Genomic DNA, 26,071 nt, shown 5'->3' with positions numbered 1-26,071 from the left:
CAGACGTGATCCGCTTGCCCGGAGAGATGAATTTTTGTCCGGAATCTGATTGCGGCCCCGGCGCTCAGTCGTCCTCGTCCCGGTCGCCGTCCTCGGCTGCCGGGGTCTCCTCGGGCTCGCCCACCAGATCCCGGCAGTAGCTCTCCACGTGCTCGGGTCCGCCGGCGGCGGTCACCAGGTCGGCGAAGCCGGGCCTGGTCAGCGCCTTCTCCCGCTGCCGCTCCGACTTGACCAGGTATGCGCGGCAGTGGGCGGCGAGACTGTTGCCCGGCGCCGAGGGCGCGGGCGGCGCGACCGGGGCGCTGCGCGTCGGCGTCACGTCGCGGGTCGGCGGGGACGCCGCGCCCGACGCCTCGCCGGCCGGTGTGCTCGGCGCCGGCCGCGACGGCCCGGTGGCGGTGGGGCCGGTGGTGCCCGGGCCGCTCGTCGCCGGCGCCGGCGGGATCACCGGGTCGGGGTGACGGTCCAGTTGGACGGCGGCGAAGGCCACCCCGGCGACCGCTGTTGCGGCCAGCCCGGACAGCGCGGCGGCGACCCGCAGGCGCCGGCGTGGCCGGGTCGCGGGCGCGGACACCGGCGCGGGCGCCGCGCGGGCGGCCCGGAAGGCGGCGACCGCCTGGTCCTCGCCGGCGACCTCGCCGGCGGTGGCCGGACCGGCCGCGGCCGACAGCAGCCGGGTCAGCGGGTCGGCCTCCGCCCCCGGTGGCGTCCCGGCGCGCGCGGCGTCGAGCAGGCGATCGGATTCCGCCCGGTCGCCGGGCCCGCGGCGAGCGTGCATGCCGTCTCCCCTCACGTCAGCCCTCCGCCGGCTCGGCCTCGGGCGCGTGCGGCACCTGGCGGTCGGTACGGGGACGCGGCGCGACGGCGTACCGGGTGTTCTCCGGGACGCCGTCCGCCGCGGAGCGCTCCAGCATGGCGGCCAGCCGGCGCAGGCCCCGGTGCGCGGCGGTGCGCACGGCTCCGGCCCGCCGCCCCAGCACCCGCCCGGCGGTCTCCGCGTCGAGGCCGATGACGGCCCGCAGCATCACCGCCTCCGCCTCGGCCGGTGGCAGCGTACGGATCAGGGCCAGCGCGCTCTCGGTGGCGATGGCCTCACCGGCCCGGTCGGCGGTGTCCGCGTCGGCGGCCAGGTCGTTGAGCGCCTGCACCGGCACCGGGACCGACGGACGCCGCCGCTGGCGGCGCAGATGGTCCATGGCCCGGTTGCGGGCGATCGTGACCGCCCAGGCGCGGAACTCCCCGCCGGTGAAGGAGGGCAGGTCGCGGGAGATCTGGAGCCACGCCTCGGAGGCCACGTCCTCGGCGTCGGCGCCGACGAGAGCGGTCAGGTAGCGCAGCAGAGCGGGCTGCAGGCTGCGGTAGAGGAACCGGAACGCCTCCTCGTCGCCGGCCTGCGCCGCGGTGACGGCCTCGTTCAGCTCGGCCGTCACTGTCGCCGTCCGGCCCGGGTCGCGTCCGGGTGCCGGGCGCGCCGGGGAGCCAGTGGCCACACCGCCATCCGCACTCGCCCCCCCGGTGAGTTGATCTCGCACGCGCACAACGACGCGTTGCGCCATGGACACTGCCGCGCGTCACGGGCGTCGGCGGACATACCGTACCGACGGCCCGGGGCGGCCGGGAGCCGGGCCGACGGCTAGGAAACCTCGGGCGCTCCGGCAAGACGTGAGGGCCGGAGAAACAGAGAGAAATGTCTACGCCCGCCGGCGGCGTGTCGGGGTAACGCGACACACGGGATCGACGCTGTCCGGCGCGCGAGCGCGCCCGGTCGCGCCGGGCGGGCAGCGCCGTGGTGTTCCCATTCTGGCCGATCGTGCCGGTCCGGTCACGGTGCGCCGATCGGCGTCCCGGCTGGTGGACGGCCTCGCTGAACGCTTTCGATAGGTCGCCGAGATCGCGGGAAATACTTCGGGCCTGCTGTGGGTACGGTATGGGGGTGCTGTCCTCAGACGTCGTACTCAGCGGTCGGTACCGCCTGGAAGACCGTGTCGCCACCGGCGGCATGGGCGACGTCTGGCGTGCCACCGACCTGGTCCTCGGTCGCCCGGTCGCGGTGAAGGTGCTTCTTCCCGCCCTCGTGTCCGACCCTGACTTCATCGCCCGTTTCCGTTCCGAGGCGCGGATCATGGCCTCGCTGCGCCACCCCGGCGTGGTCCAGGTCTTCGACTGCGGCGAGGACGAGCTGCCCAGCGGCGGCCGGGCCGACTACCTGGTGATGGAGTTCGTCGCCGGTGAGCCGCTGTCGCGGCGGATCGAGGACGCCGGGTGCCTCGAGGTCGCCGAGACCATGTCGATCGTGGCCCAGGTGGCACAGGCGCTGCACGCGGCGCACGGGCGCGGCATCGTGCACCGCGACGTGAAGCCGAGCAATCTGCTGGTGCAGGACGACGGCACCGTGGTGCTCGTCGACTTCGGGGTGGCCCGCTCGACCAACGTCACGAGCATCACCAGCACCAACGCGGTGCCCGGCACCGCCCTCTACATGGCGCCGGAGCAGGCCGCCGGCCGGCCCGTCTCGGGCGCCACCGACGTGTACGCGCTCGGCGCGGTCGCCTACTGCTGCCTCACCGGCAGCCCGCCGTTCACCGGTGACAACCCGCTCCAGGTGGCCGTACGCCATCTCGACGACGAACCGCCGGAGCTGCCGGCGGAGATCCCGGCGTCGGTGCGGGAGCTGGTCTCCCGGGCGCTGGCCAAGGACCCGGCCGACCGCTACCCGACCGCCGCGGCGATGGCCGACGCGGCCCGGGCAGCGCGTACCGACTCGCCGACCGCGACTGTCGCGCTGCGCGGCGCGGCGAGCCCGGCGCGGTCCCGCGACGACCAGCCGGCGGTCCGCCCGGGCGCCGCGGTGGCGACGTCGCGGCGGCGGAGCCGGCGCGGCACGCTCGTCGGGGCGCTGGGCGCGGTGCTGGTGGCGATGGGCGCGCTGGGCGCGCTCGTGGCCGCCGCGAACGACACCGCCGAGCCGGCCACGAAGATCGACTCGACACCCCCCGCGGTGGCGCCGAGCGACCCGGTCGCGGACCCGGTCGTCGACGAGCCCTCGCCGGGCGACGAGTACACCTTCCGTCCGGTGGGTCCGGGCGACCGGCCGTCGGCCACGCCCTCGGTGACGCCGAGCGCCTCGGCGATCCCGTCGGCGCAGCCGAGCGTCAGCGAGGAGCCGGCGCCCACCGGCGCGCCGACCACCACGCCGCCCAGCGCGCCGGCGACGACGGCACCCACCACTCCGCCGGCACCCGACCCGACCACCGCCGACCCCGGCACCGGCGGCGGCGGTGACACCGGCGGGCAGCCGGCCACCCAGCCCTGACCCACCACGCACCACGAGCCGGCCCCGCCCAGGGCAGGACGAGGGTGAAGTCCCCACGGCGACCGCCGTCGGGTGGGTACGCCGGAAGAACACCGCCGCCGCCAGGCCGACCGCGAACGCCGGGACGCCGATCTGGCCGGCGACGTACGCGGACACGGCGAAGAACACGACCATCCCGCAGAGGGCGGTGTCGAAGGCGATGCCGCGCAGCGGACGGCCGAGGATGAGGCGAGCCACGACTGCCCAGCCTGGGCCCGCTCTCCCGGCTACTCCCCCACCACCCCACGCCCCGGTGATCATGAGGTTGACGGACGTCGCCGTCCGATTTGTCGCCGCCAACCTCATGATCGCCCCGGACGGGCGGGGTGTCGGGGGTCAGGGGGTCAGCAGGGATCGCATGCGGGTGATCTCGGCGGACTGCTCGACGGCCACCCCGGTGGCGAACTCCTGCATGGCCTGGTCGGCGCCGACCTTCAGCAGGTCGGTGGACATGACGATCGCGCCCTGGTGGTGGTCGGTCATCATCCGCACGAAGAGCTTGTCGAACGCCGCGCCGCGGGCGTCCGCGAGCTGCCGCATCGCCTCGGCGGACTGCATCCCGCGCATGCTGCCGTGGTCGTGGCCCGGCACGTCGGCGGGCAGGTCGCGGGTGCTGAGCCAGGCACGCAGCAGGCCGACCTCCGGCCCCTGGGCGGCGCGGATCCGCTCGGCCACGGCGCGGATGCGGGGGTCGGCAGCGCGGTCGGGGGCGAGCGTCGCCATCTCCAGGGCCTGCTCGTGGTGCGGGATCATCATCCGGACGTACCAGACGTCGAGGCTGTTGAACCGGGGTGTCGACGCTCCCCGCACCTGATCGGGCGCGCGGGTGGCGGCCGACTCCCCCGGACGGCCGGGGACCAGCAGCGGCGGCGCCGAGGTGGTGGCGCTCGGGCTCGGCGCGCCCGTCGCGGCGTTCCCCGCCACCGCCTCGGGCCGGGTGTCGTCGCGCCCGGCGAGCGCCAGCCCGCCGATCACCACGAGCATGACGAGCGCTGTGACGCCCACCCACACGCGCGCTTGCCGGCTGGTCATACGACGCCTCCTCCGGTCAAGGTGAAGGCGATCCTATACATAGATAAAAGTTCCCCAGTGTGACCCAGGTCACATTGATGACGGTCTCCAATAGGTAAGGTTTGGCGAATCATCATCCCCTTTCGAAGGGTGTTGCCGGTGATCAGCCTCCGCACGTCCCGCACCCGCATCATCAGTCTCGCCGCCGCCGGCCTGCTGCTCGCCGGCGTGGTCGCCGCGCCGCCGAGCAGCGCCCAGGAGATCCCCGGCGCCCAGGCCGCGCCGGCCACCGTGGACAGTGCCGTCCCCGGTGTCGACGAGATCTCCAGCAGCCCCAACCTGCGGCAGGTGGCCAACCTGCCGAAGCAGGCGCCGTTCGACACCTCCGCCGCCCTCGGCACCGACATCGCCTTCCAGGGGCGGTACGCGTTCGTCGGCAACTACGACGGGTTCGTCATCTACGACATCCTCCGGCCGAGCCGCCCGACGATCGTGTCGCAGGTGCTCTGCCCCGGCTCGCAGAACGACATCTCGGTCCACGGCGACCTGCTCTTCCTGTCCACCGACTCCTCCCGCAGTGACGACTCCTGCGCCAGCACCAGCCAGCCGGCGTCGGTGAAGGAGTCCTGGGAGGGCATCAAGATCTTCGACATCCGCGACAAGCGCAACCCGCGCTACATCAAGTCGGTCGAGACGGCGTGCGGCTCGCACACCCACACGCTCGTGCCCGGCAAGGACAAGCGCAACGTCTACCTGTACGTCTCGTCGTACAGCCCGCGCGCCGACTTCCCGGACTGCCAGCCGCCGCACGACTCCATCTCCATCGTCAAGGTGCCGGTGAAGAGCCCCACCACGGCCTCGGTGGTCGCCACGCCGAACCTGTTCCCGGACGGCGGCTACCCGGGCATCCCGGGCCAGACGTCGGCCACCACCGGCTGCCACGACATCACCGCGTACCCGGCGAAGGACCTGGCCGCCGGCGCGTGCATGGGTGACGGCATCCTGCTGGACATCAAGAACCGTGAGGCGCCCCGGGTGATCGAGCGGGTGACCGACGCCGAGAACTTCGCGTTCTGGCACTCGGCCACGTTCAACAACTCCGGCACCAAGGTCGTCTTCACCGACGAGCTGGGCGGCGGCGGCGCGGCCACCTGCAACGAGGTCGTCGGCCCGAAGCGCGGCGCGGACGCCATCTACGACATCACCGGCCGCGGTGACGCCCGCAAGCTGGAGTTCCGCAGCTACTACAAGATCCCGCGCGCCAACACCGACACGGAGAACTGCGTGGCCCACAACGGCTCGCTGATCCCGGTGCCCGGCCGCGACATCATGGTGCAGGCGTGGTACCAGGGCGGCATCTCGGTGTGGGACTTCACCAACTCCCGCAAGCCGACCGAGATCGCCTACTGGGAGCGCGGTCCGCTGGACGCCTCGCAGCTGCGTACCGGTGGGTCCTGGTCGGCGTACTGGTACAACGGCCACATCTACTCCAGCGACATCCAGAAGGGACTGGACGTGCTGGAGCTGCGTGACCCGCGGACCTGGCTGGCGCAGTTCCTGCTGGTGCCCGAGCTGAACGTGCAGACCCAGGCGGGCTACCTGAGCTGGTGACCCGCTGACCGTCCCGGGCCCGGCGCTCCCCTCGCGGGGCCGCCGGGCCCGGCGCGTGATCAGCGGCGACGACCTCGGCCGGAGCGGTCCACCCGGCCCGGATCAGCTCATCGGCAGGCGGTAGTCGCGCGTGCCGCCACCGGCCGTGACCACCCGCACCTCACCGCTGCGCAGCCCGTACGTGACCGACCAGCGGGTGTGCGACTGGCGTACCGCGTTCAGCAGCCGCAGCGCCCCGGGCGCGTCGACCACCCCACCGGTCCGGTCCAGTTCCTTCGCCAGCACCCCGTACCTGCGGTCCTGGCGCAGTTCCCGGTCCGGCACCCCGACGGCCGGCACGTTTGTCAGCGCCTGCCACGGGCCGCTCCGCCGGTCCACTGTCATCTTCCCGTCGACGAACTCCACCACCGCGGACGCGCCGGTCGCGTCGGCCAGCAGGTAGTGCAGCGGCGGCCCGCCGTCGAAGTCCAGGTTGTAGCGCTTGAACACGGCGACCGCCCCGTCCACTGTGGCGGCTGAGTCGAGCACCAGGCGCAGGATGCGCACCGAGCCCACCTTCGGCAGGCCGGGCACCGGCTCGGCGCGCGCCCCGTCGTCCGCGGCCAGCCCGACCGCGAGACCCCGCTCGTTCATGCCGTCGAACGGCAGCAGCGGCGCGTCGAGCAGCCGCCGGTCCCCCGTCGGGTCGGCGGCCACGCCCAGGTAGGAGATGTCGACCAGCGAGATCGAGGCGTACCCGTCCGGCGGGTCGGTGCGCAGCACCAGGGCGGGGTTCGGCTCCCAGTCGAAGTTGCGGGCGAACACCGGCCGCTCCCGGTCGCCGAGCGCGGCGAACAGCGAGCAGCCGAACGGGCTCGGCGGCGTCGACCCGGCCAGCCCGGCGGTCGGGTCGTAGTCGCCGTCGTACGTCATCTCGTACATCGGCAGGTCGTCGATCTTGCGGAGGCTGGCCAGCGTCCGCTCGACCTGCCCCGGGTCCTGCCGCGAGGCGGTCGGCGAGCCGGCCGCGGCCGGCGGGTCGGACCGGCGGCTCTCCCCGCAGGCCGCGCCGAGCAGGAGCAGCGCGAGCCCGCCGGCGATGAGGGTTCTCCGCATGACAGCGACGCTAGAAGAGGCGTCCGCCGATGTCCATCCGGGACCGGTCAGCTCCGCACGACGGCGAACATCCAGCAGCCGTACACGACGTTGCGGCTGTGCAGCAGGTCCACCGCCGGGTCGGCGAACAGCTCCGCGATCACCGCCTCCGGGTCGCCGCCGTCGTGTCGCCGTCCGCCCACGATGCGGCCCCGGCTGTCGTACGCGCGCAGCACCTGCTCCCGTCCGCGCCACGGGGACGGGTACGCCGTCACGTCGTCCGGGCCGGCGCAGCCGGCGGCGTGCGCGAACACCGGCCCCACCTCGCGGTACGGGCTCGGCGGCAGCGGCGGGGCGTACCCGAACAGCAGCAGCGCCTCGTCGGGCCGGGCGTCGCGCAGGCAGCAGCGCAGCGGCTCGCCCCCGGTGGCGCGCCGGTGCTCGGGCGGCTGCCCGGTGGCGTCGCGGCCGGTACGGCGCAGCTCGGCGAGTGTCCCGGCGGGCAGCGGGCGGATCCGGAATGCGGTACGGGTGGTCGTCACGGTCCCAGCCTGGCGCGGCCCGGACCGCGGCGCTGGCGGTGATCGGACCTGGCATTCGGGTGTCGTGAGATTGAGCGCGGTGCGGGCACCCGTCGGCCGCCTCCCGCGCCGACAATGGCCGGATGGAGGTCGACGACTACCGCGCCCACTCCCCCTACAGCGATCCCCGCCGTCACGCGGCGCTGCTCGACGCCGTGCCGGCCGACCTGCCCACCGTCGCGGCGACCGCCCGCAACGTGATCATCCACTACCGCGCCGGCGGCGTGGAGCTGCCGGACGTCCGCCAGGCCGAGGTGAACCTGCGCTGGATGGACCGCATCCTCGACGCCGACCAGTCCCGGTTCCCGCTGCCGCTGACCGCCGAGCGCCCGGCCGCCGAGCGGGTCGCCGGCTGCTGCCGGGACCACGCGCTGCTCGCGGTCGCGGCGCTGCGCCAGCACGGCATCCCGGCCCGCAGCCGGGTCGGCTTCGTGAGCTACTTCGAGCCCGGCTGGCACCACGACCACGTGCTCGCCGAGTGGTGGAACGGCGAGCGCTGGGTCTGGTCCGACCCGGAGCTGGACCCGGCCGGCGACCAGCCGTTCGACGGCTACGACATCGACCCGGAGGCGGGGCACTTCGAGTCGGCGGCCCGGGTGTGGCTGGCGCACCGGGCGGGCCGGATCGACCCGGACACCTACGGCGTGGACCCGTCGCTGCCGATCCGGGGCGACTGGCTCATCCACGACTACGTGCTGCTGGAGCTGGCCCACCGGCACAAGGACGAGGTGCTGCTCTGGGACGAATTCGGGGCGATGACCGAGGACCTGACCGCCGCCGATCTTCCGCTCGTCGACGAGGTCGCCACGCTGCTGGTGGCCGCCGACCGCGGCGACGCCGCCGCCGAGCGGGAGCTGACCCGGCGGTACGCCTCGGACGCCCGGTTGCGTCCGGGGCCGACTGTCCACTGCGCCGACCCGGTCTCCGGCGTGACCGCCGACGTGGACCTGCGGCGCTGACCCGGGCTCACCCGGGCAGGGGCGCCTCGTCGCCTCGGGTACGGCGCGGGTTGACCAGCCGCCGGACCATCGGCGCGGCGTTCCACCGGGCCGCGCCGACCAGGTCCCGGGCGTGTTCCAGCACCGTGTAGTCGGGCCGGGCCATGCCCTCGGCGATGGCCCGGTCGAGGTCGTTGCCGCACCGGGTGAGCACGCTGTCGAAGTCCCGCCGGACCGGTTCCAGCAGGTCGTAGCCGAAGGAGCGGTGCAGCCGGGCGAACAGCGGCTTGTAGAGGCGGGTCCGCTCGTGCAGGCCCGACGAGTACGACATCGGGTTCTTCGGCCGCTGCCGGACGTAGCCGGGCAGCAGATCGGCGAAGGCCTGCCGGACGATCCACTTCTCCTGCCCGTCACGCAGCTTGAGGTCCAGCGGCAGCCGCATGGCCAGTTCGACGACGCTGAGGTCGAGGAACGGCACCCGCGCCTCCACCCCGTGCGCCATGCTGGCCCGGTCCACCCGTTGCAGCTCGGTCCGGCACAGGTTGCGGATCTTGTGCAGGAACAGCCGGCGGGACCGCTCCGGCCCGACCTGGTGGTACATCGGATATCCGCCGAACAGTTCGTCGGAGCCGTCGCCGGTGAGCACCACCCGTACGCCCAGCTCGCGCAGCCGCCGGAAGATCGGCACCGACACGACGGCGTTGATGATGTCGCCGTACTCGGTCAGCTCGGAGACCCGGATCGCCTCGCGTACGTCGGCCAGCCGGATGTCGCGCGGGCGCAGCTCGATCACCTCGTGCGGCACGCCGAGGTCGGCGGCGAGCCGCCTGGCGTACGCGACGTCCGGGCTCTCCGGCACGCCGACGGTGACCGCCACGCAGTCCGGGTGCAGTTCCCGGGCGTGCAGCAGCGCCAGCGAGCTGTCCAAGCCGCCGGAGAGCACCACGCCGACGGTGAGGTCGGTGTCCAGCCGGGCCCGCATCGCGTCGGTGAGCGCGACGCGGACCAGCAGGGCCGCCTCGTCCGGGTCGTCGATCACCGGCAGGCCGTCGCCGAGGGTGAGCAGGTCGACGTGCGGACGCGGCCGGACCGGCCCGCCGGGTTCGACCCAGCCGTGATGCCCGGGCGCCACCTCGCTGATCGGCGCGCCGTGCCCGACCAGCGCCTTGACCTCGGAGGCGAGGTGCAGGCAGCCGGGCAGGCGGGACCAGTACAGCGGCTTGACCCCGAGCGGGTCCCGGGCCAGGTACGCCCGCCCGCTGTCCGGCTCGACGATCACGAACGCGTACTCCCCGCGCAGCCGGCGTACCGCGTTCTCGCCCCACTGGCGGAATGCGGTCAGCACCACCTCGGTGTCGCCGGTGGTGCGGAACTCGTGCCCGAGCCGGGTCAGCTCGGCACGCAGCTCGTGGTGGTTGAAGATCTCGCCGTTGAAGCAGAGCAGGTGCCGCTCGTCCGGCGACATCCACGGCTGGACGGACCGCTCCCGGTCCACGATCTTCAGGCGCCGTACGCCGGCCAGCAGGCCGTTCTCCTGGCGGGTCTCGGTGACCTCACCGCGCGGCGCGAGCGCGGCGAGCATCCGGCGGAAGGTGGCCGGGTCGGCCTCGGGGCCGATGCTCAGCGCGATGCCGCACACCGGGTCACACCCCCATCTCGGCCTCGTACGCCCGCCGGTAGCGGCGGCGGGCGTCCGGGGCGAGACACACGTGCCAGGCCTGTCCCTCGTCGACCACGTTCACCTCGCCGGCGTCCTGGCGGGCCAGCAGCAGTCCGGCGAGGGCCGAACGGGCGTCGAAGCGCTCGTACCACTCCAGTTCGACGTCGGCGGCCCAGCCGAGGCAGTGCCCGCTGGGTACCATCGCGGCGTACCCGAGGCGGCGCAGCCGGTACTGGTGCTCGGCGCTGCGGGCCAGGCTGGTCACCCAGAGCGGCGGCGTGCGGTCCGGTGCGACGGCCGCGAACTCCCGGGCCAGGTCGTTGAGGAACGCGATCATCTCGCGGCGGGCCCGGCGGAACAGCAGACCGGCGGTACGCGGGGTGGCGGCCGGAAGCAACCGGCGGCGCACCGCGCGCAGGCCCCGCCCCACGACCGTGGCGGCCTGCTCCTGATAGCGGAACTCGATCAGCCCGCGCCGGCGCAGCCACTCCAGGTCGACCAGTTCGGCGCTGGTGCGGACCTGGTCGTCGGTGAGGAACGTCGGGGCATCCCGCCACCAGAGCACGTCGACGCGGGACAGCAGGTAGATCCGTACCAGCGCGGTGAGGTCCTGCGCCGAGCTGCGCGCGTTGGGCTGGTAGCGGGCCATTTCGAGGAGCAGCGTCTCCCGGGCCCCGATCAGCCCCTGGGGTGTGGCGTCGAGGACGGCGGCGATGGCGGGTTCGCGGAGCCGCTGGTCGAGCAGCACCTGGCGGGCGGTGGCCGACGGCGCGTCGGCGAGCGCGCCCACCTCGACCAGGAGGTCCGCCACCGCCGCCCGGTACGCGGACAGGTCCGGTACGGCGTCGCCGCGCCGGCCGGCGGCGGGCACCCGGCGGGCGGGAGCGGTGGACGTGGCGGCGGGACCGGGCTGGCGACCGGGGCTGCGGCTGGGCACTCGCATGGTCTCCGTCCCCTCTCGGTCGGGACACGGCGTGACGTGATCTGCGAACACCGTAATTACCGAAGAGGGAGAGAATCTCCCATTTCTGCCGAAGGCGCCCGATCAGGTGGCGAACCGCCGTGTCCGTTCCTGCACCTCGTCGTATCCGGGCGGCGCCGGCAGTCCCGCGTCGTGCCCGGCGGCGATCGCGTCCGCGAGGTGCAGCGCCGCGCCGAGGGCCGCCCGGAACAGCAGCGAGCCGGTGCTCACCCGGGCCGCGCCGAGCCGGCCCAGCGCGGCCGGGTCCGGACCGCCCGGCCGGTACAGCACGTTCACCGGCAACCCCGCCTCGGCCGCCAGGACACCCACCAGGTCGTCTGGTACGCCGGGCACGAACAGACCGTCCGCGCCGGCCGCACGGAACGCCGCCGCCCGCCGCCGCGCCTCGTCGAGCGGCGATGGCACGTCCAGCCACCAGGCGTCGGTGCGGGCGTTGACGAAGATCCCCGGGACGGCCGCGCGGACCGCCGCGATCGTGGCGGCGACGTGCTCCGCCTGGGCCAGGCGCCCGTCCGGGCGGCCGTCCTCCAGGTTCACGCCGACCACACCGAGGGCGGCCAGCTCGCCGACGTAGCGCGCCACCTCGGCCGGGTCGTCGTGGAAGCCGTCCTCGATGTCGAAGGTGAGCAGCGCCGGCAGGCGCCGCAGCCGGTACGCCAGCTCCAGCGTCTCGGCCCGGGTCGCGCGGACCGCGTCGGGCCGGCCGGCGGCCGCCGCGACGCCCAGGCTCGTCGTGCCGATCGCCGGGAATCCCCGGTCGGTGAGCGCCGCGGCGGACGCGTGGTCCCAGGCGTTCGGCAGCAGCAGCGGGTCGCCGGGCCGGTGCAGGTCACGGAACGCGCGGTATCTGTCGGTCATCGCAGGGTCACCTCCAGCCGACCGGTCGGGAGCGGTTCGGTCGCGCGGCAGCGTCGGCGCAGCACGCCGACCACACCCGCAGCCAGGGCGAGCGCGTGCCGCTGCCCGGGGCAGGCGCGGGGACCGGCGCCGAAGGTCAGCGGCGCGCCCGTCGGATCGGTGCGGAACCGGCCGGGCTCCGGGAAGACGGCCGGGTCGCGGTTGGCGGCGTCGAACCGGAGCAGCAGCCGCTCCCCTGCCCGTACCGCCTGGCCGCCGAGACTCAGCGCGTCCGTGGTGACCCGGCGGGTGACCCGTACCGGTGGATCGAGGCGCAGCACCTCGGCGAGCAACGCGGCAGTGCCGAGTTCGTCCGGCGCGGCGAGCCCGTGCCGGACGGCCGCGCCGATCAGCCCGGCGGTGGCGTCGGCGGCCTGCACCAGCAGCCCGAGGAGGTTCGCTGTCGTCTCGGCCGGAGCCGGCGGGGACATCGCCAGCAGCGCCGCCACCGCCCGGTCCGCCCGCGAGACGGCCGCCGGACCCGCGCCCGGATGGTAGGCGGCGGCCACCGCGGACACCTCCGCGACAGCCGCCGCCGGATCCGCCAGGCCGAGCCGCTGCGCCAGCACCTCGACGGGTACGCGCCGCGCCAGCTCGCCCGTCACGTCCACGACGTCCTCGCGTGGCAAGCCGTCGAGGATCTGCCCGGTCAGCCGCGCGGCGGCGAGGCTCAGGTCCGACGGGTCGAGGGCGTCGAGCGCGGCCGTCCCGAGGGCGCGGCGCGCGGCGTGCTCGTCCGGTGGGCTGAACCGGCTCACCGTGCCGCGCAGCCACGCCAGCGTGCCCGCCGCTCCGGCCGGCGCCGCCGGCACCACGCAGCGGCTGTCGGTCAGGGCGGCGACGACGTCCGCGTACCGGGTGACCACCCAGCCGTCGTCGCCGGGAGCCGGTGGTCCGCAGGGCGGGGTGCCCGGAGCAGCAGTGATCGTCGGTAGTCGCATCGCCCGACCGTATGGCGCGAACGGTTCGGTCCCGGCCGAACGATCCGCGCGGCCCTCAGGCGCGCGCCGGGCCGGTGTCCCGGGAGGCGGGCGGGGCCAGCAGCGCCGGGTCGAGCGCGAGCGCCTCGGCCAGCGCGTCCCGCCCGGCGGCGGTGAGCCGCACCGCCCGCCCGGCGCCACGCGTCGTCCAGCCGAGGTCGAAGAAGCGCCCGCACAGGGCCGCCCCGAGCGCCCCGGCCAGGTGCGGGCGCCGCTCGGTCCAGTCCAGGCAGTCGCGTACGAGGGGTCGCCGGGCGGCGCGCAGCGGTTCCACGGGTACGCCCAGGCCGGCCAGCCAGGCCACTCCGGCGCCGGTCAGCGCCAGGCCGCCGGAACGGTCGAGCACGCCGCGGGTGAGCAGGGCGTCGTGCAGCAGCACGCCGAGCCGCCCGGCCAGGTGGTCGTAGCAGGTCCGGGCGTACGCGAGGGCGGTGGCGGCCGACGCGGCGCGCAACGTGCGGGGCGGGGTCTCCGGGGCGGGCGCCCGCGCGGCCAGGTCCTCGACGAGCTGGGCGACGGCCGGGCCGGCGAGGCGGACGTAGCGGTGGCGGCCCTGCCGCTGTTCGACCAGCAGGCCGCCCGCCACCAGCCGGGTGAGGTGGTCGCTGGCGGTGGACGCGGTGACCCCGGCGGCGCGGGCCAGCTCGCCGGCGGTCCAGGCGCGTCCGTCGAGCAGGGTGAGGCAGAAGCCGGCCCGGGTCGGGTCGGCGAGCAGCGCGGCGAACCCGGCCAGCCCTCGGCCGTCGGCGCGGATGGTCATCCGCCCATGCTGGCACGGCGACGGTTCGGGCTGTGCCGAACGGTGCCGGGGTTCTTTACACACGCCTCTGCAACGTTGTAGAAACGGTGGCACCGCACCTCCGTCTATTCCCGAGGGCAGGCCCGATGGGACACCTCCGCCGCGGTGGCGCGCTCGCCGCCGTACTCACGCTTCTGCTCGCCGGCGCGGCCCCCGCGTCCGCCGCCGGGCCCGACCGCTACCGCAACCCGGTCTCCGCCGGGTTCGCCGACACCTTCGCCGACCCGGTCGTGGTGCGCGGCGACGACGGACTCTGGTACGCCTTCGGCACCTCCGACCCGTTGCGCGAGGGCGAGGGCCGCGCGCACCGGGTGCCGATCGCCCGCTCCGCAGACCTTGTCGACTGGACCTTCGTGGGCGACGCGTTCACCGCCGACCAGCGGCCCGCCTACGCCGCGCCCGGCTCGGCGTTCTGGGCGCCCGACGTGCGGCGCGTGGCGGGCCGGTGGGTGATGTACATGACCGTCACCGACACCACCGTCTCCGACGACACGTTCGACACCGCCGTCGGGGTGGCCACCGCCCCGAGCCCGGCCGGTCCGTGGACGTTCGCCGACACGCCGGTGGTCGCGCCGCGGCCGGGCGGGGGCGGCGGTTACCTGTGGACCATCGACCCGAGCCAGCTCACCGGCGCCGACGGACGCCACTGGCTCTACTACGGCAGCTACTACGGCGGCATCTCGGTCACCGAACTGTCCCCGGACGGGCTGCGCGCCGTCGGCACCTCGACGCCGGTCGCCGTCGACAACAAGTTCGAAGGCGCGTACGTGCTGCGCCGCGACGGCTGGTACTACCTGTTCGCGTCCACCGCGAACTGCTGCGCCGGCCCGGCCACCGGCTACTCCGTCCAGGTCGGCCGCTCCCGTGACCCGCGCGGCCCGTTCACCGACCGCGACGGCCAGCGCCTCGACGTCTCCCGGGCCGGCGGCACTCCCGTACTCACCCAGAACGGCAACCGCTGGATCGGCACCGGGCACAACGCGGTCCTCACCGACCTGTCCGGGCAGGACTGGATCGTCTACCACGCGATCGACCGCGCCGACCCGTACCTGGACGAGCCGTTCGGCGTCAACGAGCGGCCGATGCTGCTGGACCGCCTCGACTGGATCGACGGATGGCCCACTGTGAACGCCGGCGCCGGCCCCTCCGACACCGCCCGCCCCGCGCCGGTCACCACCGGCCCGGTCGACGCCCGCTTCGCCACCGCCGACCTACGCGGCTGGCGCGCCGAACACGGCCGCTGGCGGGCCACCGGCGGGGTGCTGACCGGCAGCGGCACGCTCACCTCGCGTACCCGCATCGGCGGCGACCTGCGCGCGGAGACCGACCTGCGGCTGACCGGCGCGACCACCGCCGGGCTGCGGCTGCACGGCGTGGACGTCCGCGTCGGGCGCGGCCGGCTCACGGCGGGCGCCGCGACCACCGCGCTGCCCGCCGGCCTCGACCTGCGCGACCGGCACAACCTCGCGATCGAGGTACGCGGACAGCAGCTCGTCGCCACGCTCAGCCCGTCCCGCCTGGGCGACCCGGTGGCCCAGGTGACGGCACGGCTCCCCCACCCCGCGACGGGCAACCTGTCAGTGCGCGCCGAGGGCGGCCCGGCCGAGTTCGACAACGTCAGCGCCGTCCGGCTGTACCGTCCGGCGCGGCACGCCGTCCCCGACCCGCGGGTCGGCCCGGTGCTGCGCGGCTACTCCGACGAGTTCACCGGCGGGCTCGACCCGGCCTGGCAGTGGGTACGGCAGGACCCGGCCGCCACCGTGTCCGGCGGCGCGCTGCGCTGGCCGGTGCAGAACGCCGACCTGTCCGGCGCCGGCAACAACGCCGGGGTGCTGCTGCGCGACGCGCCGACCGGGAACTACGTCGCCGAGACGAAGGTGACGCTCGACCTGGGCGAGGACAGCGTCCGCAACTACCAGCAGGCGGGCCTGGTCGCGTACGTCGACGACGACAGGTTCGCCCGGCTGACCCAGGTGGCGATCTGGAACACCCGGCAGGTCGAGTACGGCTACGAGCTGCCCTTCGCCGGCCAGCCCGTGTACGGCGGCAGCATCGTCGGCACCCCGGGCACCACCACCTGGCTGCGGCTGGCCCACCGGGTCGACCCGGTCACCGGCGAGCACGAGTTCCGGGCCGGGTCCAGCCGCGACGGGAAGCGCTGGACGTGGGGCGCGGTGTGGACGTTCCCGGCGGACACGACGCCGCGGATCGGGCTGGTGGCGCACGGCGGGGCGACTCCGGCGGCGCCGGCCGAGTTCGACTACCTGCGCTTCCACCGCTGACGGCCGCGGGGCCGTCCCCCGGTGGGGCGGCCCCGGCTCAGCCGCCGGGACGCGGGCAGGCGGCGGTCAGCTCGCTGACCGTGCGGGTGTCGGCGTCGTAGCTGCGCGCCGCCACGAACGCCCCGCCCGGGCGGCCCGCTGCGGCGACCGCCCGGGCCCGGCGCCGGTCCGCCGCGCCGAAGCGCAACGCCAGGCTCAGGTGCGGCACCCACCGGCCGGGCACGTGCCACGAGTGCCCACCGGACGCCTCGGCCAGCACGTCCCAGACCGCGCCGTGCAACGCGACGAGCTGCGGCGTCGGATGGACCAGCCACACCAGCGGCGCGGTGCCGTCGAGCACCGCCACCCGGTCCAGCCGCACCGGCAGCGGCAGCGCCGCGTCGCAGAGGTCGGCCAGGCGCTGCTCGGCGCCGGGCGGGAACTCCTCGACGGAGGCGAGCGTCAGGTGCGGCCGATTCGTCGGGTGCGTGTTGCGGGCCAGGCTGGGCAGACCGGCGGCGGCGAGCCGGTCCCACGCGCCCCGTACCGCCGCTTCCAGCTCCGGTGAGCAGAGCAGTTCGACCGTCCGCACGTGATCAGGCTAGTCGCCGGCGCCGCGCCACGACGTCCCGTACGTCAGAGCCAGCCGGCCTCGCGCGCGAGCCGTACCGCTTCGGCCCGGTTCGCGGCGCCGAGCTTCTGCACGCAGGCGCTCAGGTGGTTGCGGACCGTGCCGGCGGCCAGGTGCGTCCGGCGGGCGATCACCGCGACCGGGGTGCCCAGCTCGGCCAGCCGCAGCGTCTCCAGCTCGCGTGGCGTCAACGGGCACTCGGGCAGGGTGAGCGCGTCGGCCGCGAGGGCCGGATCGACGTACCGGGCGCCGGAGTGCACGCGGCGGATCACGTCGGCCAGCGCGCCGCCGGGAGCGCCCTTGGCGAGGAAGCCGCGGACCCCGGCGGCGAGCGCCGGCCGGAGCTGGGCGGGACGGCCGTGTCCGGTGAGGATCACCGGGGCGCAGCCGGGCAGCGCCCGGGTCAGCTCGGCGGCGACCTCGACCCCGCCGGGCGGCGGCATCTCCAGGTCGAGCACGGCGACGTCCGGGCGGTGGGCGAGCGCCGCGTCCAGAGCCGCGCGCCCGTCTCCCGCGTGCGCCACCACCTCGATGTCCGGCTCGAGGTCGAGCAGCGCGGCGAGCGCGAGCCGGATCAGCTCCTCGTCGTCGGCCAGCAGCACCCGGATCATCGCGTCACCGGCACGGTCGCGACCAGGCTGAACACGCCGTCGGCGGCGTCCGCCCGGACCCGGCCGCCGGCCGGGGCGAGCCGCTCGGCCAGGCCGCGCAGGCCGCCGCTGAGCCGGTCCGGGCCGTCGCCGTCACGCACGCCGTCGTTGCGTACGGTCAGCGTCACCGCCGTGTCCTCCCGGGTGATCTCGATCCGGCACCAGCCGGCCCGGCTGTGCCGCAGCACGTTCGTCCCGGCCTCCCGCAGCACGGCGGCCAGGTCGGCGGCGACCGGCCCGGGCACCTCGCCGGACGGCGGGACCACTGTCGTGCGTACTCCGCTGGAGCGCAGCACCTCCCCCACCGCGGCGGCCTGCTCGGCCAGGTCGACAGCGCGGTAGCCGTGCACCGCCGCGCGTACCCGGGTCAGCGCCGTTCCGGCGAGCCGCCGAGCCTCCGCCGCCTCCCGCGCGGCCCGGCCGGCGTCGACCGGCGCCAGCCGCTCGGCCAGCTCGGCCTTCAGCGCGATCACCGTCAGGTCGTGGCCGAGCAGGTCGTGCACGTCCCGGGCGAAGCGCAGCCGTTCCTCGGCGGCGGCGAGCCGGGCCTGGGCGGCCTGCCCCTGCCGTGCCTCGACCAGCAGATCCCAGAACCAGACCTGGACCCAGGTGAGCGCGGCGATCCCGGCTCCCACCGCGCCGGTGACCAGCAGCGCCGTGGTCAGCGGGCCACCGGTCCACCAGGTGACGGCCGCGGACGCCGCGAGCACGCCGGCCGCCGCCACCGCCGCCAGGACGGGCCGGAACAGCAGCGGCGTCATGCCGACCAGTGACGCGCCGAGCCACGCCCAGGTGGGCCAGGACCCGGCCGCGACCGGGCCGAGCAGCGGCAGGCTGAGCAGCGCCGCCACGGTCAGCGCGGCGTGACGGCGGCGGCGCGCCGGTACGGGCAGCCACGGGGTGACCGCCGCGTGCAGCACCGCGACCTGGGCGACGGTGAAGCCGAGCAGCCCGGCCACGCCGAGCGCGACGCGCGCCGGGTCGGGCTCGCGGGCCAGGCCGACGACGGGCAGCAGCACAGTGGTCCACACGTTCGTGGCGAGCGACAGCAGGGTGACCCGCCGGGCCCGGCGCAGCCGGTGGTCCGCCGGATCGACGCTCATACCCGCTGATCCTAGGGCCCGGCGCCACCCGCTCCCCGCGGCCGAATGTCACGGCCGGCCCGTGGGTTCCGCACGGTCCGGCGATGACGAACACGCCTGTCCCGGTGCGCCCGGCGGCGGCAGGGTCGGGGCATGACGGAGATGACTGTGGTCGTACCCCGGCGGTGGGCCGGGTGGGCGCGGACCCGGCACCTGGCCGCGATGGTCGTGGCGATGGTGGCCGGGATGGTCCTGCTCGGGCCGCTGTGGCGAGTGGGCGCGGACGTCCTGGGCGGCGCGGCCGTGCTGGCGCGGCCGGACGTGGGCGCGCTGGTGATGGCGACGAACATGGCGCTGGGCATGGCCGCCTGGATGTGGCACCGGGGGTACGGCTGGGCCGCCACCGGCGAGATGTCGGCAGCCATGTACGTGCCGTTCCTGCTGCTGCTCCCGCCCTGGTGGGCAGGGTGGGCCGGGGACGACACGCTGCTGCTCGGCGGCCACCTGCTGATGGTGCCGGCGATGCTGCTGGTGGCGCTGCGCCACCGGCACACGGCCGCCCCGCCACCGCGCCGGCACCCGGTCGCGGCGGCCCTGGCGCGGGGGTGGCCGGCCGGGCTGGGCCTGCTCATGACGGTGGACATGTGGTTCGCGCCCACCGTCTTCGCGCCGTGGACGCTGCTGGTCCTGCCCGCCGGCTATCTGCTGATCGGCAGCTGTCGTCGGCAGTGGGACGACCGGCGCGCGCTGGCCGTGCAGCTCGCCGGGGCGGCCGTGTGGGGCGGCCTGGCGGTCGTGGCGACGGTGGCGTCCGCCGACGTCGCCGGGGTGCTGGTGGGCGTGGGCTGGTTCGTGCACGCCGGCTGGGACGCCTGGTACCACCGCACTGGCACTGTGGTGCCGCGCGGTTACGCGCTGTGGTGCGCGGTGTTCGATGTCGGGGTGGGCCTCACCACGCTGCTGGCCGTCCTGTCCCGGTGATCCGGCGGGGGCACGGGGCTGCGCCGGATCACCCGGAGGGGACGGCACGGCGTGGCGTGGCGAACGTTTGCCCCGGTCGCCGCGACCGCCGGTGGGCGGTGATGAAAAACTTGCCGGATGAGCGCCGCACCGACCCCGACCGACCCCGCCATTCCCGCCGACGCCGAGGACACCGCCGCCTTCGCGGATCTCGGGCTGCGCACCGAGCTGCTGGGCGCGCTGGCCGCGCTCGGCTACGAGGAACCCACCCCGATCCAGCGGGAGGCGATCCCTCCGCTGCTGGCCGGGCAGGATCTGCTGGGGCAGGCGGCCACCGGTACGGGCAAGACCGCCGCATTCGCCCTGCCGCTGTTGCAGCGGATGCCGGTGGGGCGCCCGGACGGCGACCCGGTGTCGCTGGTGCTGGTGCCCACCCGGGAGCTGGCCGTGCAGGTCTCCGAGGCGTTCCACCGCTACGGCAAGGACCTGGGCGCCCGGGTCCTGCCGATCTACGGCGGGCAGCCGATCGGCCGGCAGTTGCGGGCCCTCGACCACGGCGTGGACGTGGTGGTCGCGACACCGGGCCGGGCGCTGGACCACATCGCCCGGGGCACGCTGCGGCTGGGCGCGCTGAGCACGGTGGTGCTGGACGAGGCGGACGAGATGCTCGACATGGGCTTCGCCGAGGACATCGAGGCGATCCTGGAGCATGCGCCGGCCGGACGGCAGACCGTGCTGTTCTCGGCCACCATGCCGGCCCGAATCGACGGGCTGGCCCGGCAGCACCTCACCGATCCGGTCCGTATCCAGATCGAGCGGGAGCGGACGGTCGCCGGGGAGGCGCCCCGGGTGCGGCAGAGCGCGTACATCGTGGCCCGGGGGCACAAGCCGGCCGCGCTGGGCCGGGTGCTGGACGTCGAGTCGCCCACCGCGGCGATCGTGTTCTGCCGCAGCCGCGAGGAGGTCGACCGGCTCACCGAGACGATGAACGGCCGGGGCTACCGGGCCGAGGCGCTGCACGGCGGGATGAGCCAGGAGCAGCGGGACCGGGTGATGGGCCGGCTGCGCGCCGGCACGGCGGACCTGCTGGTCGCCACCGACGTGGCGGCCCGAGGGCTGGACGTCGAGCAGCTCACGCACGTGGTCAACTACGACGTCCCGTCGGCGCCGGAGTCGTACGTGCACCGGATCGGCCGGGTGGGCCGGGCCGGGCGGGAGGGTGTGGCGATCACGCTCGCCGAGCCGCGCGAGCACCGGATGCTCAAGACCATCGAGCGGGTCACCGGCCAGCGGATCGCCATCGACAAGATCCCCACGGTGGCGGACATGCGGACCCGGCGGCTCGAACTGACCCAGGGCGCGCTGCGGGAGAGCCTGCTGGAGGACGACCTCGACCCGTACCGGGTGATCGTGGAGTCGCTGACCGACGAGTTCGACCTGGTCGAGGTGGCGCTGGCGGCGGTGAAGCTGGCGCACGAGGCGACGTCGCCGGGCTCGGACGACGAGGAGGAGATCCCGCAGGTTCCGGTCCGGGGCCCGCGCGAGGGACGTCCGGAGGCCGGCGGCCGGGGCGAGCGCCGGGGCGGCGCGCGACCGCGTACCGGGGGGACCACCCAGGTCTTCATCGGGCTGGGCCGGCGCGCCGGGGTACGGCCGCAGGACCTGGTGGGCGCGATCACCGGGGAGACCCGGATCAACGGCCGGGACATCGGCTCGATCGAGATCGCCGACCGGTTCTCGCTGGTCGAGGTGCCGCAGGGAGTGGCCGACGAGATCATCGCGGGGCTGCGCGGCACCACCATCAAGGGCCGTAAGGCGACGGTACGCCGGGACCGGGACGGCGACGGGCCGGGCGAGCGCCGCGACCGGGGGTACGAGCGGCGCGACCGCCGCTGAGCGCGACGCGTCCGGCGGGCAGGCACGACGGCGCCCCGGCCACGGTGGGTCTGTGGCCGGGGCGCGTCGGTCGTCAGGCGGCGGCGAGCGCCGGGCCGTCCAGCGCCTGCGTGTCGATCTCGGCCGGGCGCAGCGCCAGCGCGAGCACGTCCGCCACGTCGGACAGCGTGTGCACGGTCAGCGCCTCCCGCACCTCGGCCGGCAGGTCGTCCAGGTCCGGCTCGTTGCGCTTCGGGATGATCACCTCGGTGAGGCCGGCCCGGTGCGCGGCGAGCAGTTTCTGCTTCACCCCGCCGATCGGCAGCACCCGGCCGGAGAGTGTCACCTCGCCGGTCATCCCGAACTCGGGCCGCACCGGCCGCCCGGTCACCAGGGACGCCAGCGCGGTGACCATGGTGATGCCGGCGCTCGGCCCGTCCTTGGGCACCGCGCCCGCCGGGACGTGCAGGTGGATCCGCCGCCCGGCCAGCGCGTTCGGGTCCAGCCCGTAGCGCCGTCCGTTCGACCGCAGGTACGACCACGCGATGTGCGCGGACTCCTTCATCACGTCGCCGAGCTGACCGGTGAGCGTCAGCCCCGGCTCACCCTCCATGGTGGTGGCCTCGATGAACAGCACGTCGCCACCGGCGCCGGTGACGGCCAGGCCGGTCGCCACGCCCGGTACGGCCGTCCGCTCGGCGGACTCCGGGGTGAACTTCGGCCGGCCCAGGTAGCGGGCCAGGTTGCCGGCGTCGACGTGCACCGGCGCGGAGTCCGTGGCGAGCGCGACGGCGACCTTGCGCAGGACCTTCGCGAGTGCCCGTTCGAGCTGCCGGACGCCGGCCTCCCGGGTGTACTCGCCCGCGATCAGCGCCAGCGCCTCGTCGGCGATCGTGACCTCCCCGGTGGTCAGCCCGGCCCGTTCCCGCTGCCGGGGCAGCAGGTGGTCGCGGGCGATGGCCACCTTCTCGTCCTCGGTGTAGCCGTCCAGCGCGACCAGCTCCATCCGGTCCAGCAGCGGGCCGGGGATCGCCTCCACCACGTTGGCGGTGGCCAGGAACAGCACGTCGGACAGGTCGAGGTCGACCTCCAGGTAGTGGTCGCGGAACGTGTGGTTCTGCGCCGGGTCGAGCACCTCCAGCAGGGCCGCCGCCGGGTCGCCGGAGTACCCGGCGGCCAGCTTGTCGACCTCGTCGAGCAGCACGACCGGGTTCATCGAGCCGGCCTCGCGCAGCGCCCGCACGATCCGGCCGGGCAGCGCGCCGACGTAGGTGCGCCGGTGGCCGCGGATCTCCGCCTCGTCCCGGACACCGCCGAGGGAGACGCGGACGAAGTTGCGGCCCAGCGCCCGGGCGACCGACTCGCCGAGGCTGGTCTTGCCCACTCCAGGCGGGCCGGCCAGGGCGAGCACCGCGCCGGAGCCGCGTCCGCCGACCACGCCGAGGTTGCGCTCCGCGCGCCGGTTGCGCACCGCGAGGTACTCCAGGATGCGGTCCTTCACGTCGGCCAGGCCGGCGTGGTCGGCGTCGAGCACCGCACGCGCCGCGGCCAGGTCGGTGTTGTCAGCGGTACGCGTGTCCCACGGCATCTCCAGCACGGTGTCCAGCCAGGTACGGATCCAGCCCGCCTCGGGTGAGGCGTCGCTGGCCCGTTCCAGCTTGCCGACCTCGTGCATCGCCGCCTCGCGCACCTTCTCCGGCAGGTCGGCGGACTCCACCCGGGATCGGTAGTCGGCGGACCCGTCCGGCTCGTCCTCGCCGAGTTCCTTGCGGATCGCGGCGAGCTGCTGGCGGAGCAGGAACTCGCGCTGGGACTTCTCCAGCCCTTCGCGTACGTCGCTGTTGATCTGCTCGGTGACCTCCTGCTCGGCCAGGTGCTCCTTCACCCAGCCGACCAGCAGCTCCAGCCGGGCGGTGACGTCCGGCGCGGCGAGCAGCTCGGTCTTCTGCGCCAGGCTGAGCCAGGGCGCGTAGCCGGCCGAGTCGGCCAGCTCGGACAGGTCCGTCATCCGCTCCATCGCGTCGATCACCTGCCAGGCGCCACGCTGCTGGAGCACTGACGTCATGAGCGCGCGGTACTCGCGGGCGAGTTCCCGGGCGCGGCCCGCCGGTGCGGGCTCGTCGAGGGTCGCCGCCTCGACCCAGAGGGCGGCGCCGGGCCCGGGCACGCCGGAGCCGATGCGGGCGCGGGTGAGGCCGCGGATCACCGCGGCCGGCTCGCCGCTGGGCAGCCGGCCCACCTTCTCGATGGTCGCGACCACGCCGACGGAGCCGTACTCGCCGTCGAGGCGGGGCACGGCCAGGAGTTCCTTGTCGCCGGTGGCGCGGGCCGCGTCGACAGCGGCCTGGGTGGTGGGGTCGAGGGTCACCGGGATGACCATCCCGGGCAGCAGGACGGCGTCGGTCAAGGGAAGTACCGGAAGAGTTGCCATCGAACACCTGCCATCACGTCGGTTGAGCGTGTCTGGCTCAAGTAACAAAACGTGTCCCTTGTTCCGGGTTGTGACCCACGCCACTGCGGCCACTGCCCCCGGCTCCGATCGGGCACCGGCCCTCTATTGGCCGCGACGGTTACCGGCACGACCCGCCGAATGCAAAGAGGCGGGTATTGTTGCGAAATTACCGCCAGGTAAGTCAGACTCTTAGCACACCCCGCCCGACACAGGGAGTAATGGCGATGGCAAGGAAAGTAATCACCGTTCTGACCGACGACCTCGACGGCGGAAAGGCCGATCGGACCGTCGAGTTCAGCCTGGACGGCGTGGCGTACACGATCGACGTGTCCGACGAGAACGCGGGCGTTCTGCGCAAGGCACTGGACCCGTACATCAGCGCTGGCAGGCGGATCGGCCGCGGCGCGACCGAGGTCGCGCGCACCACCCGGCGCACGGGCCGGCCGAGCACCTCGGGAATGGACCGCGAGCAGAACCGCGCCATCCGCGAATGGGCGGCCAAGAACGGGCACGAGATTTCCGAGCGCGGGCGCATCCCGGTGTCGGTCGTCGAGGCGTACAAGAACCGCTGAGCGCTAAACACTCACCGTCGGGCGTCCCGGGGTCACGCTGAGAAATCGGAGCGGGCCGCCCGGCCTTTTGTGTCGTCGATGACTTTCATCGGGCTGGATTCCGGCGGCACGAAATTTCTTCCCGGATCCAATCCCACGCTTCCCTGCCGGACCCGCCGTGCGGACATGCGACGGCCGCGGCCACCCGGAAGGTTCCCCGGGCGACCGCGGCCGTCGCACGCTCTCAGTTGACCCGGATGCGCACCACGTCGATGGCGGGAGTCTGGTTCGCCCGCTCCATCATCGGGATGCGGTGCGAACCGTCACCGGCCCAGACCGCGCACTGCGCCACACCCGACTGCGCCAGGCCCGGGATCTGGATCAGCACGTCGTCCGGCTCGTTGCCGCCGCGGCCGTCCTCGGTGGCGACGAAGAACGCCGGCACGTCCTGGGGGTTCGGGGGCTGCCGGGTGCTGCCGAGCATCCGGCAGGCGGTGTGGAAGTGGCCGCGCACCAGGCCCTCGCCGTTGAGCAGCGAGCTCTCCAGGTAGTAGCCGCCCTGCCCGGCCGCGAGGAAGCGGTCCCGCACCAGGTTCTTGGTGGTCACCCGGAGCGTGAACGGCTGATTGCGCCGCACCTGGTTCGGGAACTGCGTGATCAGCAGCGACGGGTTGTTCGCCGCGGCGCCCACCTCACCGAACGCGGTGCTGACGCACCGGTTGCCGTTCTGGAAACCGTCGTGCCCCTGCAGCTGGCTGCCGGAGCAGTCCTTGGCGAGCACGTTCAGCCCGTTGCCGCCGCCGTTGTTCTGACCGCCGCCGTTGTTGTTCCCGCCACCGTTGTTCCCGCCGGTCGGACCGCCGGTCGGACCGCCGGTCTGGCCACCGTTGTTGCCCCCGTTCTGACCACCGCCGTTCTGGCCGCCGCCGTTGCGGGGGACGTCGGTCAACGCGCACCGGGCGAACTGGTCCAGGCCCTGCGGACGCTGGGCGAACCGGCCGATGGCCGTGGCGATCCGGTTGAGCGCCGCGGTCCGCTTGTCCGCCAGCGGACCCAGGATCGCGTTGTTGATGAACTCGCCGCCGTTGCGGCCCTCCGCCGCGAGCCGCCGGTTCGCCTCGGCGATCTGCGACGTCAGCGCCGCCAGTTCGCGGTCCACCTCGGCACGGGCCCGGCCGGGCACCTGCGGCAGCCGGCCCCGGACGTCCGGGCAGGCCACGGTCGGGGTGCCGGCGCCGGCGCCGCCCGCGGTCGTCTGCTGGCACTCGGCCGGCGACATCTGACCGTCGCCCCAGTGGTTGCGGACCCAGCGGCCGTTCTGCCAGGTACGGGTGGTGCTGCCCTGGCCGTCCGGGGCGGTCGCCCCCGGGCTGGCGGGCACACAGGACGCCGAGGCGGCGCGGGTGGTCGTCCGCCGGTCCTGGGCGGACGAGATCTGGGTGACGGCGACGATGCCGCCGAAGACCGCGAGCGTGCCGACCACTGCCAGCACCCGCTTGCTCCGCGCGTTACCGGATGACCGGCGCGCCCGTGTGGACCTGCGCATCGAATTGCTCTCCTTCTCGATCCGGTAGTTGACTGGTGATCCCGGCGGACCGATGAATTCGGGGTGTGAGATCACTGCGACGCTCGGGTCGCGCGTCGATGGCCGACGATGCCCTTTCCGCACCGTCTCCGCGCCGTCCGGGCGCGGCGGGGAAATCTGCGTCCATTCCCGATGAGGT

At 74.7% G+C, this 26,071-nt stretch carries 22 protein-coding genes; 7 read left to right on the top strand and 15 right to left on the bottom strand.

Annotated features, from left to right (window positions below; translation table 11 throughout):
• Positions 1-64 precede the first annotated feature (64 nt).
• Together AMK25_RS12440 and AMK25_RS12435 are read right to left on the bottom strand one after the other, a co-directional pair.
• Positions 65-778 carry a hypothetical protein gene (locus tag AMK25_RS12440; RefSeq protein ID WP_241826340.1) on the bottom strand — a complete coding sequence of 238 codons (714 nt, stop codon included), beginning with the start codon at positions 776-778 and terminating at the stop codon, positions 65-67.
• A 16-nt stretch (positions 779-794) separates the two neighbouring features.
• Entirely contained in the window at positions 795-1,430 is a 636-nt protein-coding gene (locus tag AMK25_RS12435; RefSeq protein ID WP_073828500.1) for an RNA polymerase sigma factor, read from the bottom strand.
• Between the two features lie 497 nt (positions 1,431-1,927).
• On the opposite strand from AMK25_RS12435, the gene AMK25_RS12430 reads away from it, so the two are divergent.
• On the top strand, positions 1,928-3,313 hold the full coding sequence (locus AMK25_RS12430) for a serine/threonine-protein kinase (RefSeq protein WP_073828499.1): 1,386 nt from the start codon (positions 1,928-1,930) through the stop codon (positions 3,311-3,313).
• Positions 3,314-3,688: 375 nt separating this feature from the next.
• Here AMK25_RS12430 and AMK25_RS12425 read toward each other — a convergent pair whose 3' ends face one another.
• Positions 3,689-4,384, bottom strand: a complete 696-nt coding sequence (locus tag AMK25_RS12425; protein ID WP_073828498.1) for a DUF305 domain-containing protein — start codon at positions 4,382-4,384, stop codon at positions 3,689-3,691.
• A 138-nt stretch (positions 4,385-4,522) separates the two neighbouring features.
• Here AMK25_RS12425 and AMK25_RS12420 point away from each other — a divergent pair, with 138 nt between their 5' ends.
• Complete coding sequence (locus AMK25_RS12420; protein ID WP_073828648.1) at positions 4,523-5,974, top strand: LVIVD repeat-containing protein; 1,452 nt, start codon at positions 4,523-4,525, stop codon at positions 5,972-5,974.
• Positions 5,975-6,076: 102 nt separating this feature from the next.
• On the opposite strand, the gene AMK25_RS12415 is transcribed toward AMK25_RS12420, so the two are convergent.
• Positions 6,077-7,069 carry a carcinine hydrolase/isopenicillin-N N-acyltransferase family protein gene (locus tag AMK25_RS12415; RefSeq protein WP_073828497.1) on the bottom strand — a complete coding sequence of 331 codons (993 nt, stop codon included), beginning with the start codon at positions 7,067-7,069 and terminating at the stop codon, positions 6,077-6,079.
• Between the two features lie 47 nt (positions 7,070-7,116).
• Positions 7,117-7,590 (bottom strand): DUF1203 domain-containing protein, encoded by a 474-nt coding sequence (locus AMK25_RS12410; RefSeq protein ID WP_073828496.1) that lies wholly within the window; start codon positions 7,588-7,590, stop codon positions 7,117-7,119.
• A 122-nt stretch (positions 7,591-7,712) separates the two neighbouring features.
• Between AMK25_RS12410 and AMK25_RS12405 the strand changes: the two genes are divergently transcribed.
• On the top strand, positions 7,713-8,588 hold the full coding sequence (locus AMK25_RS12405) for a transglutaminase domain-containing protein (RefSeq protein ID WP_073828495.1): 876 nt from the start codon (positions 7,713-7,715) through the stop codon (positions 8,586-8,588).
• 7 nt (positions 8,589-8,595) lie between these two features.
• Here the strand turns inward: AMK25_RS12405 and AMK25_RS12400 are convergent, their stop codons facing one another.
• From AMK25_RS12400 to AMK25_RS12380, 5 genes are all read right to left on the bottom strand, one after another.
• Complete coding sequence (locus AMK25_RS12400) at positions 8,596-10,206, bottom strand: asparagine synthetase B family protein (protein ID WP_073828494.1); 1,611 nt, start codon at positions 10,204-10,206, stop codon at positions 8,596-8,598.
• Positions 10,207-10,210: 4 nt separating this feature from the next.
• Positions 10,211-11,170 carry a hypothetical protein gene (locus AMK25_RS12395; protein ID WP_073828493.1) on the bottom strand — a complete coding sequence of 320 codons (960 nt, stop codon included), beginning with the start codon at positions 11,168-11,170 and terminating at the stop codon, positions 10,211-10,213.
• Positions 11,171-11,272: 102 nt separating this feature from the next.
• Positions 11,273-12,067, bottom strand: a complete 795-nt coding sequence (locus AMK25_RS12390) for an isocitrate lyase/PEP mutase family protein (protein ID WP_073828492.1) — start codon at positions 12,065-12,067, stop codon at positions 11,273-11,275.
• Entirely contained in the window at positions 12,064-13,047 is a 984-nt protein-coding gene (locus AMK25_RS12385) for a cytochrome P450 (protein ID WP_241826339.1), read from the bottom strand. Before AMK25_RS12385 ends, AMK25_RS12390 begins: the two co-directional genes overlap by 4 nt.
• 55 nt (positions 13,048-13,102) lie before the next feature.
• A complete protein-coding gene (locus AMK25_RS12380; RefSeq protein ID WP_073828490.1) occupies positions 13,103-13,846 on the bottom strand; it encodes an ArsR/SmtB family transcription factor in 744 nt (247 codons plus the stop codon).
• 125 nt (positions 13,847-13,971) lie between these two features.
• On the opposite strand from AMK25_RS12380, the gene AMK25_RS12375 reads away from it, so the two are divergent.
• Positions 13,972-16,167 (top strand): family 43 glycosylhydrolase, encoded by a 2,196-nt coding sequence (locus AMK25_RS12375; RefSeq protein ID WP_073828489.1) that lies wholly within the window; start codon positions 13,972-13,974, stop codon positions 16,165-16,167.
• A 37-nt stretch (positions 16,168-16,204) separates the two neighbouring features.
• Here AMK25_RS12375 and AMK25_RS12370 read toward each other — a convergent pair whose 3' ends face one another.
• The 3 genes from AMK25_RS12370 to AMK25_RS12360 are packed head-to-tail and all read right to left on the bottom strand — an operon-like array spanning position 16,205 to position 18,530.
• Positions 16,205-16,738, bottom strand: a complete 534-nt coding sequence (locus tag AMK25_RS12370) for a 2'-5' RNA ligase family protein (RefSeq protein ID WP_073828488.1) — start codon at positions 16,736-16,738, stop codon at positions 16,205-16,207.
• 44 nt (positions 16,739-16,782) lie between these two features.
• Positions 16,783-17,388, bottom strand: coding sequence for a response regulator transcription factor (locus tag AMK25_RS12365; protein ID WP_030499942.1), 606 nt, complete (start codon positions 17,386-17,388; stop codon positions 16,783-16,785).
• Positions 17,385-18,530 carry a sensor histidine kinase gene (locus tag AMK25_RS12360; protein WP_073828487.1) on the bottom strand — a complete coding sequence of 382 codons (1,146 nt, stop codon included), beginning with the start codon at positions 18,528-18,530 and terminating at the stop codon, positions 17,385-17,387. The genes AMK25_RS12365 and AMK25_RS12360 overlap by 4 nt, the downstream gene beginning before the upstream one ends.
• Positions 18,531-18,662: 132 nt before the next feature.
• Here AMK25_RS12360 and AMK25_RS12355 point away from each other — a divergent pair, with 132 nt between their 5' ends.
• Together AMK25_RS12355 and AMK25_RS12350 are read left to right on the top strand one after the other, a co-directional pair.
• Positions 18,663-19,490, top strand: coding sequence for a hypothetical protein (locus tag AMK25_RS12355; RefSeq protein WP_073828486.1), 828 nt, complete (start codon positions 18,663-18,665; stop codon positions 19,488-19,490).
• A gap of 117 nt (positions 19,491-19,607) precedes the next feature.
• Entirely contained in the window at positions 19,608-21,365 is a 1,758-nt protein-coding gene (locus tag AMK25_RS12350; protein ID WP_073828485.1) for a DEAD/DEAH box helicase, read from the top strand.
• Between the two features lie 73 nt (positions 21,366-21,438).
• Here the strand turns inward: AMK25_RS12350 and lon are convergent, their stop codons facing one another.
• Positions 21,439-23,775 carry an endopeptidase La gene (gene lon, locus AMK25_RS12345; protein WP_073828484.1) on the bottom strand — a complete coding sequence of 779 codons (2,337 nt, stop codon included), beginning with the start codon at positions 23,773-23,775 and terminating at the stop codon, positions 21,439-21,441.
• A gap of 245 nt (positions 23,776-24,020) precedes the next feature.
• On the opposite strand from lon, the gene AMK25_RS12340 reads away from it, so the two are divergent.
• Positions 24,021-24,368 carry a histone-like nucleoid-structuring protein Lsr2 gene (locus AMK25_RS12340; RefSeq protein ID WP_073828647.1) on the top strand — a complete coding sequence of 116 codons (348 nt, stop codon included), beginning with the start codon at positions 24,021-24,023 and terminating at the stop codon, positions 24,366-24,368.
• 223 nt (positions 24,369-24,591) lie between these two features.
• Here AMK25_RS12340 and AMK25_RS12335 read toward each other — a convergent pair whose 3' ends face one another.
• Complete coding sequence (locus AMK25_RS12335; RefSeq protein ID WP_073828483.1) at positions 24,592-25,893, bottom strand: hypothetical protein; 1,302 nt, start codon at positions 25,891-25,893, stop codon at positions 24,592-24,594.
• Positions 25,894-26,071: the final 178 nt, after the last annotated feature.

This window comes from Micromonospora sp. TSRI0369, from assembly GCF_001905625.1.
In the GTDB taxonomy this organism is placed as follows: domain Bacteria; phylum Actinomycetota; class Actinomycetes; order Mycobacteriales; family Micromonosporaceae; genus Micromonospora; species Micromonospora echinospora_A.
The sequence above is the reverse complement of the archived record's forward strand: the minus strand, read 5'-3'. Positions and strand labels throughout refer to the sequence as shown.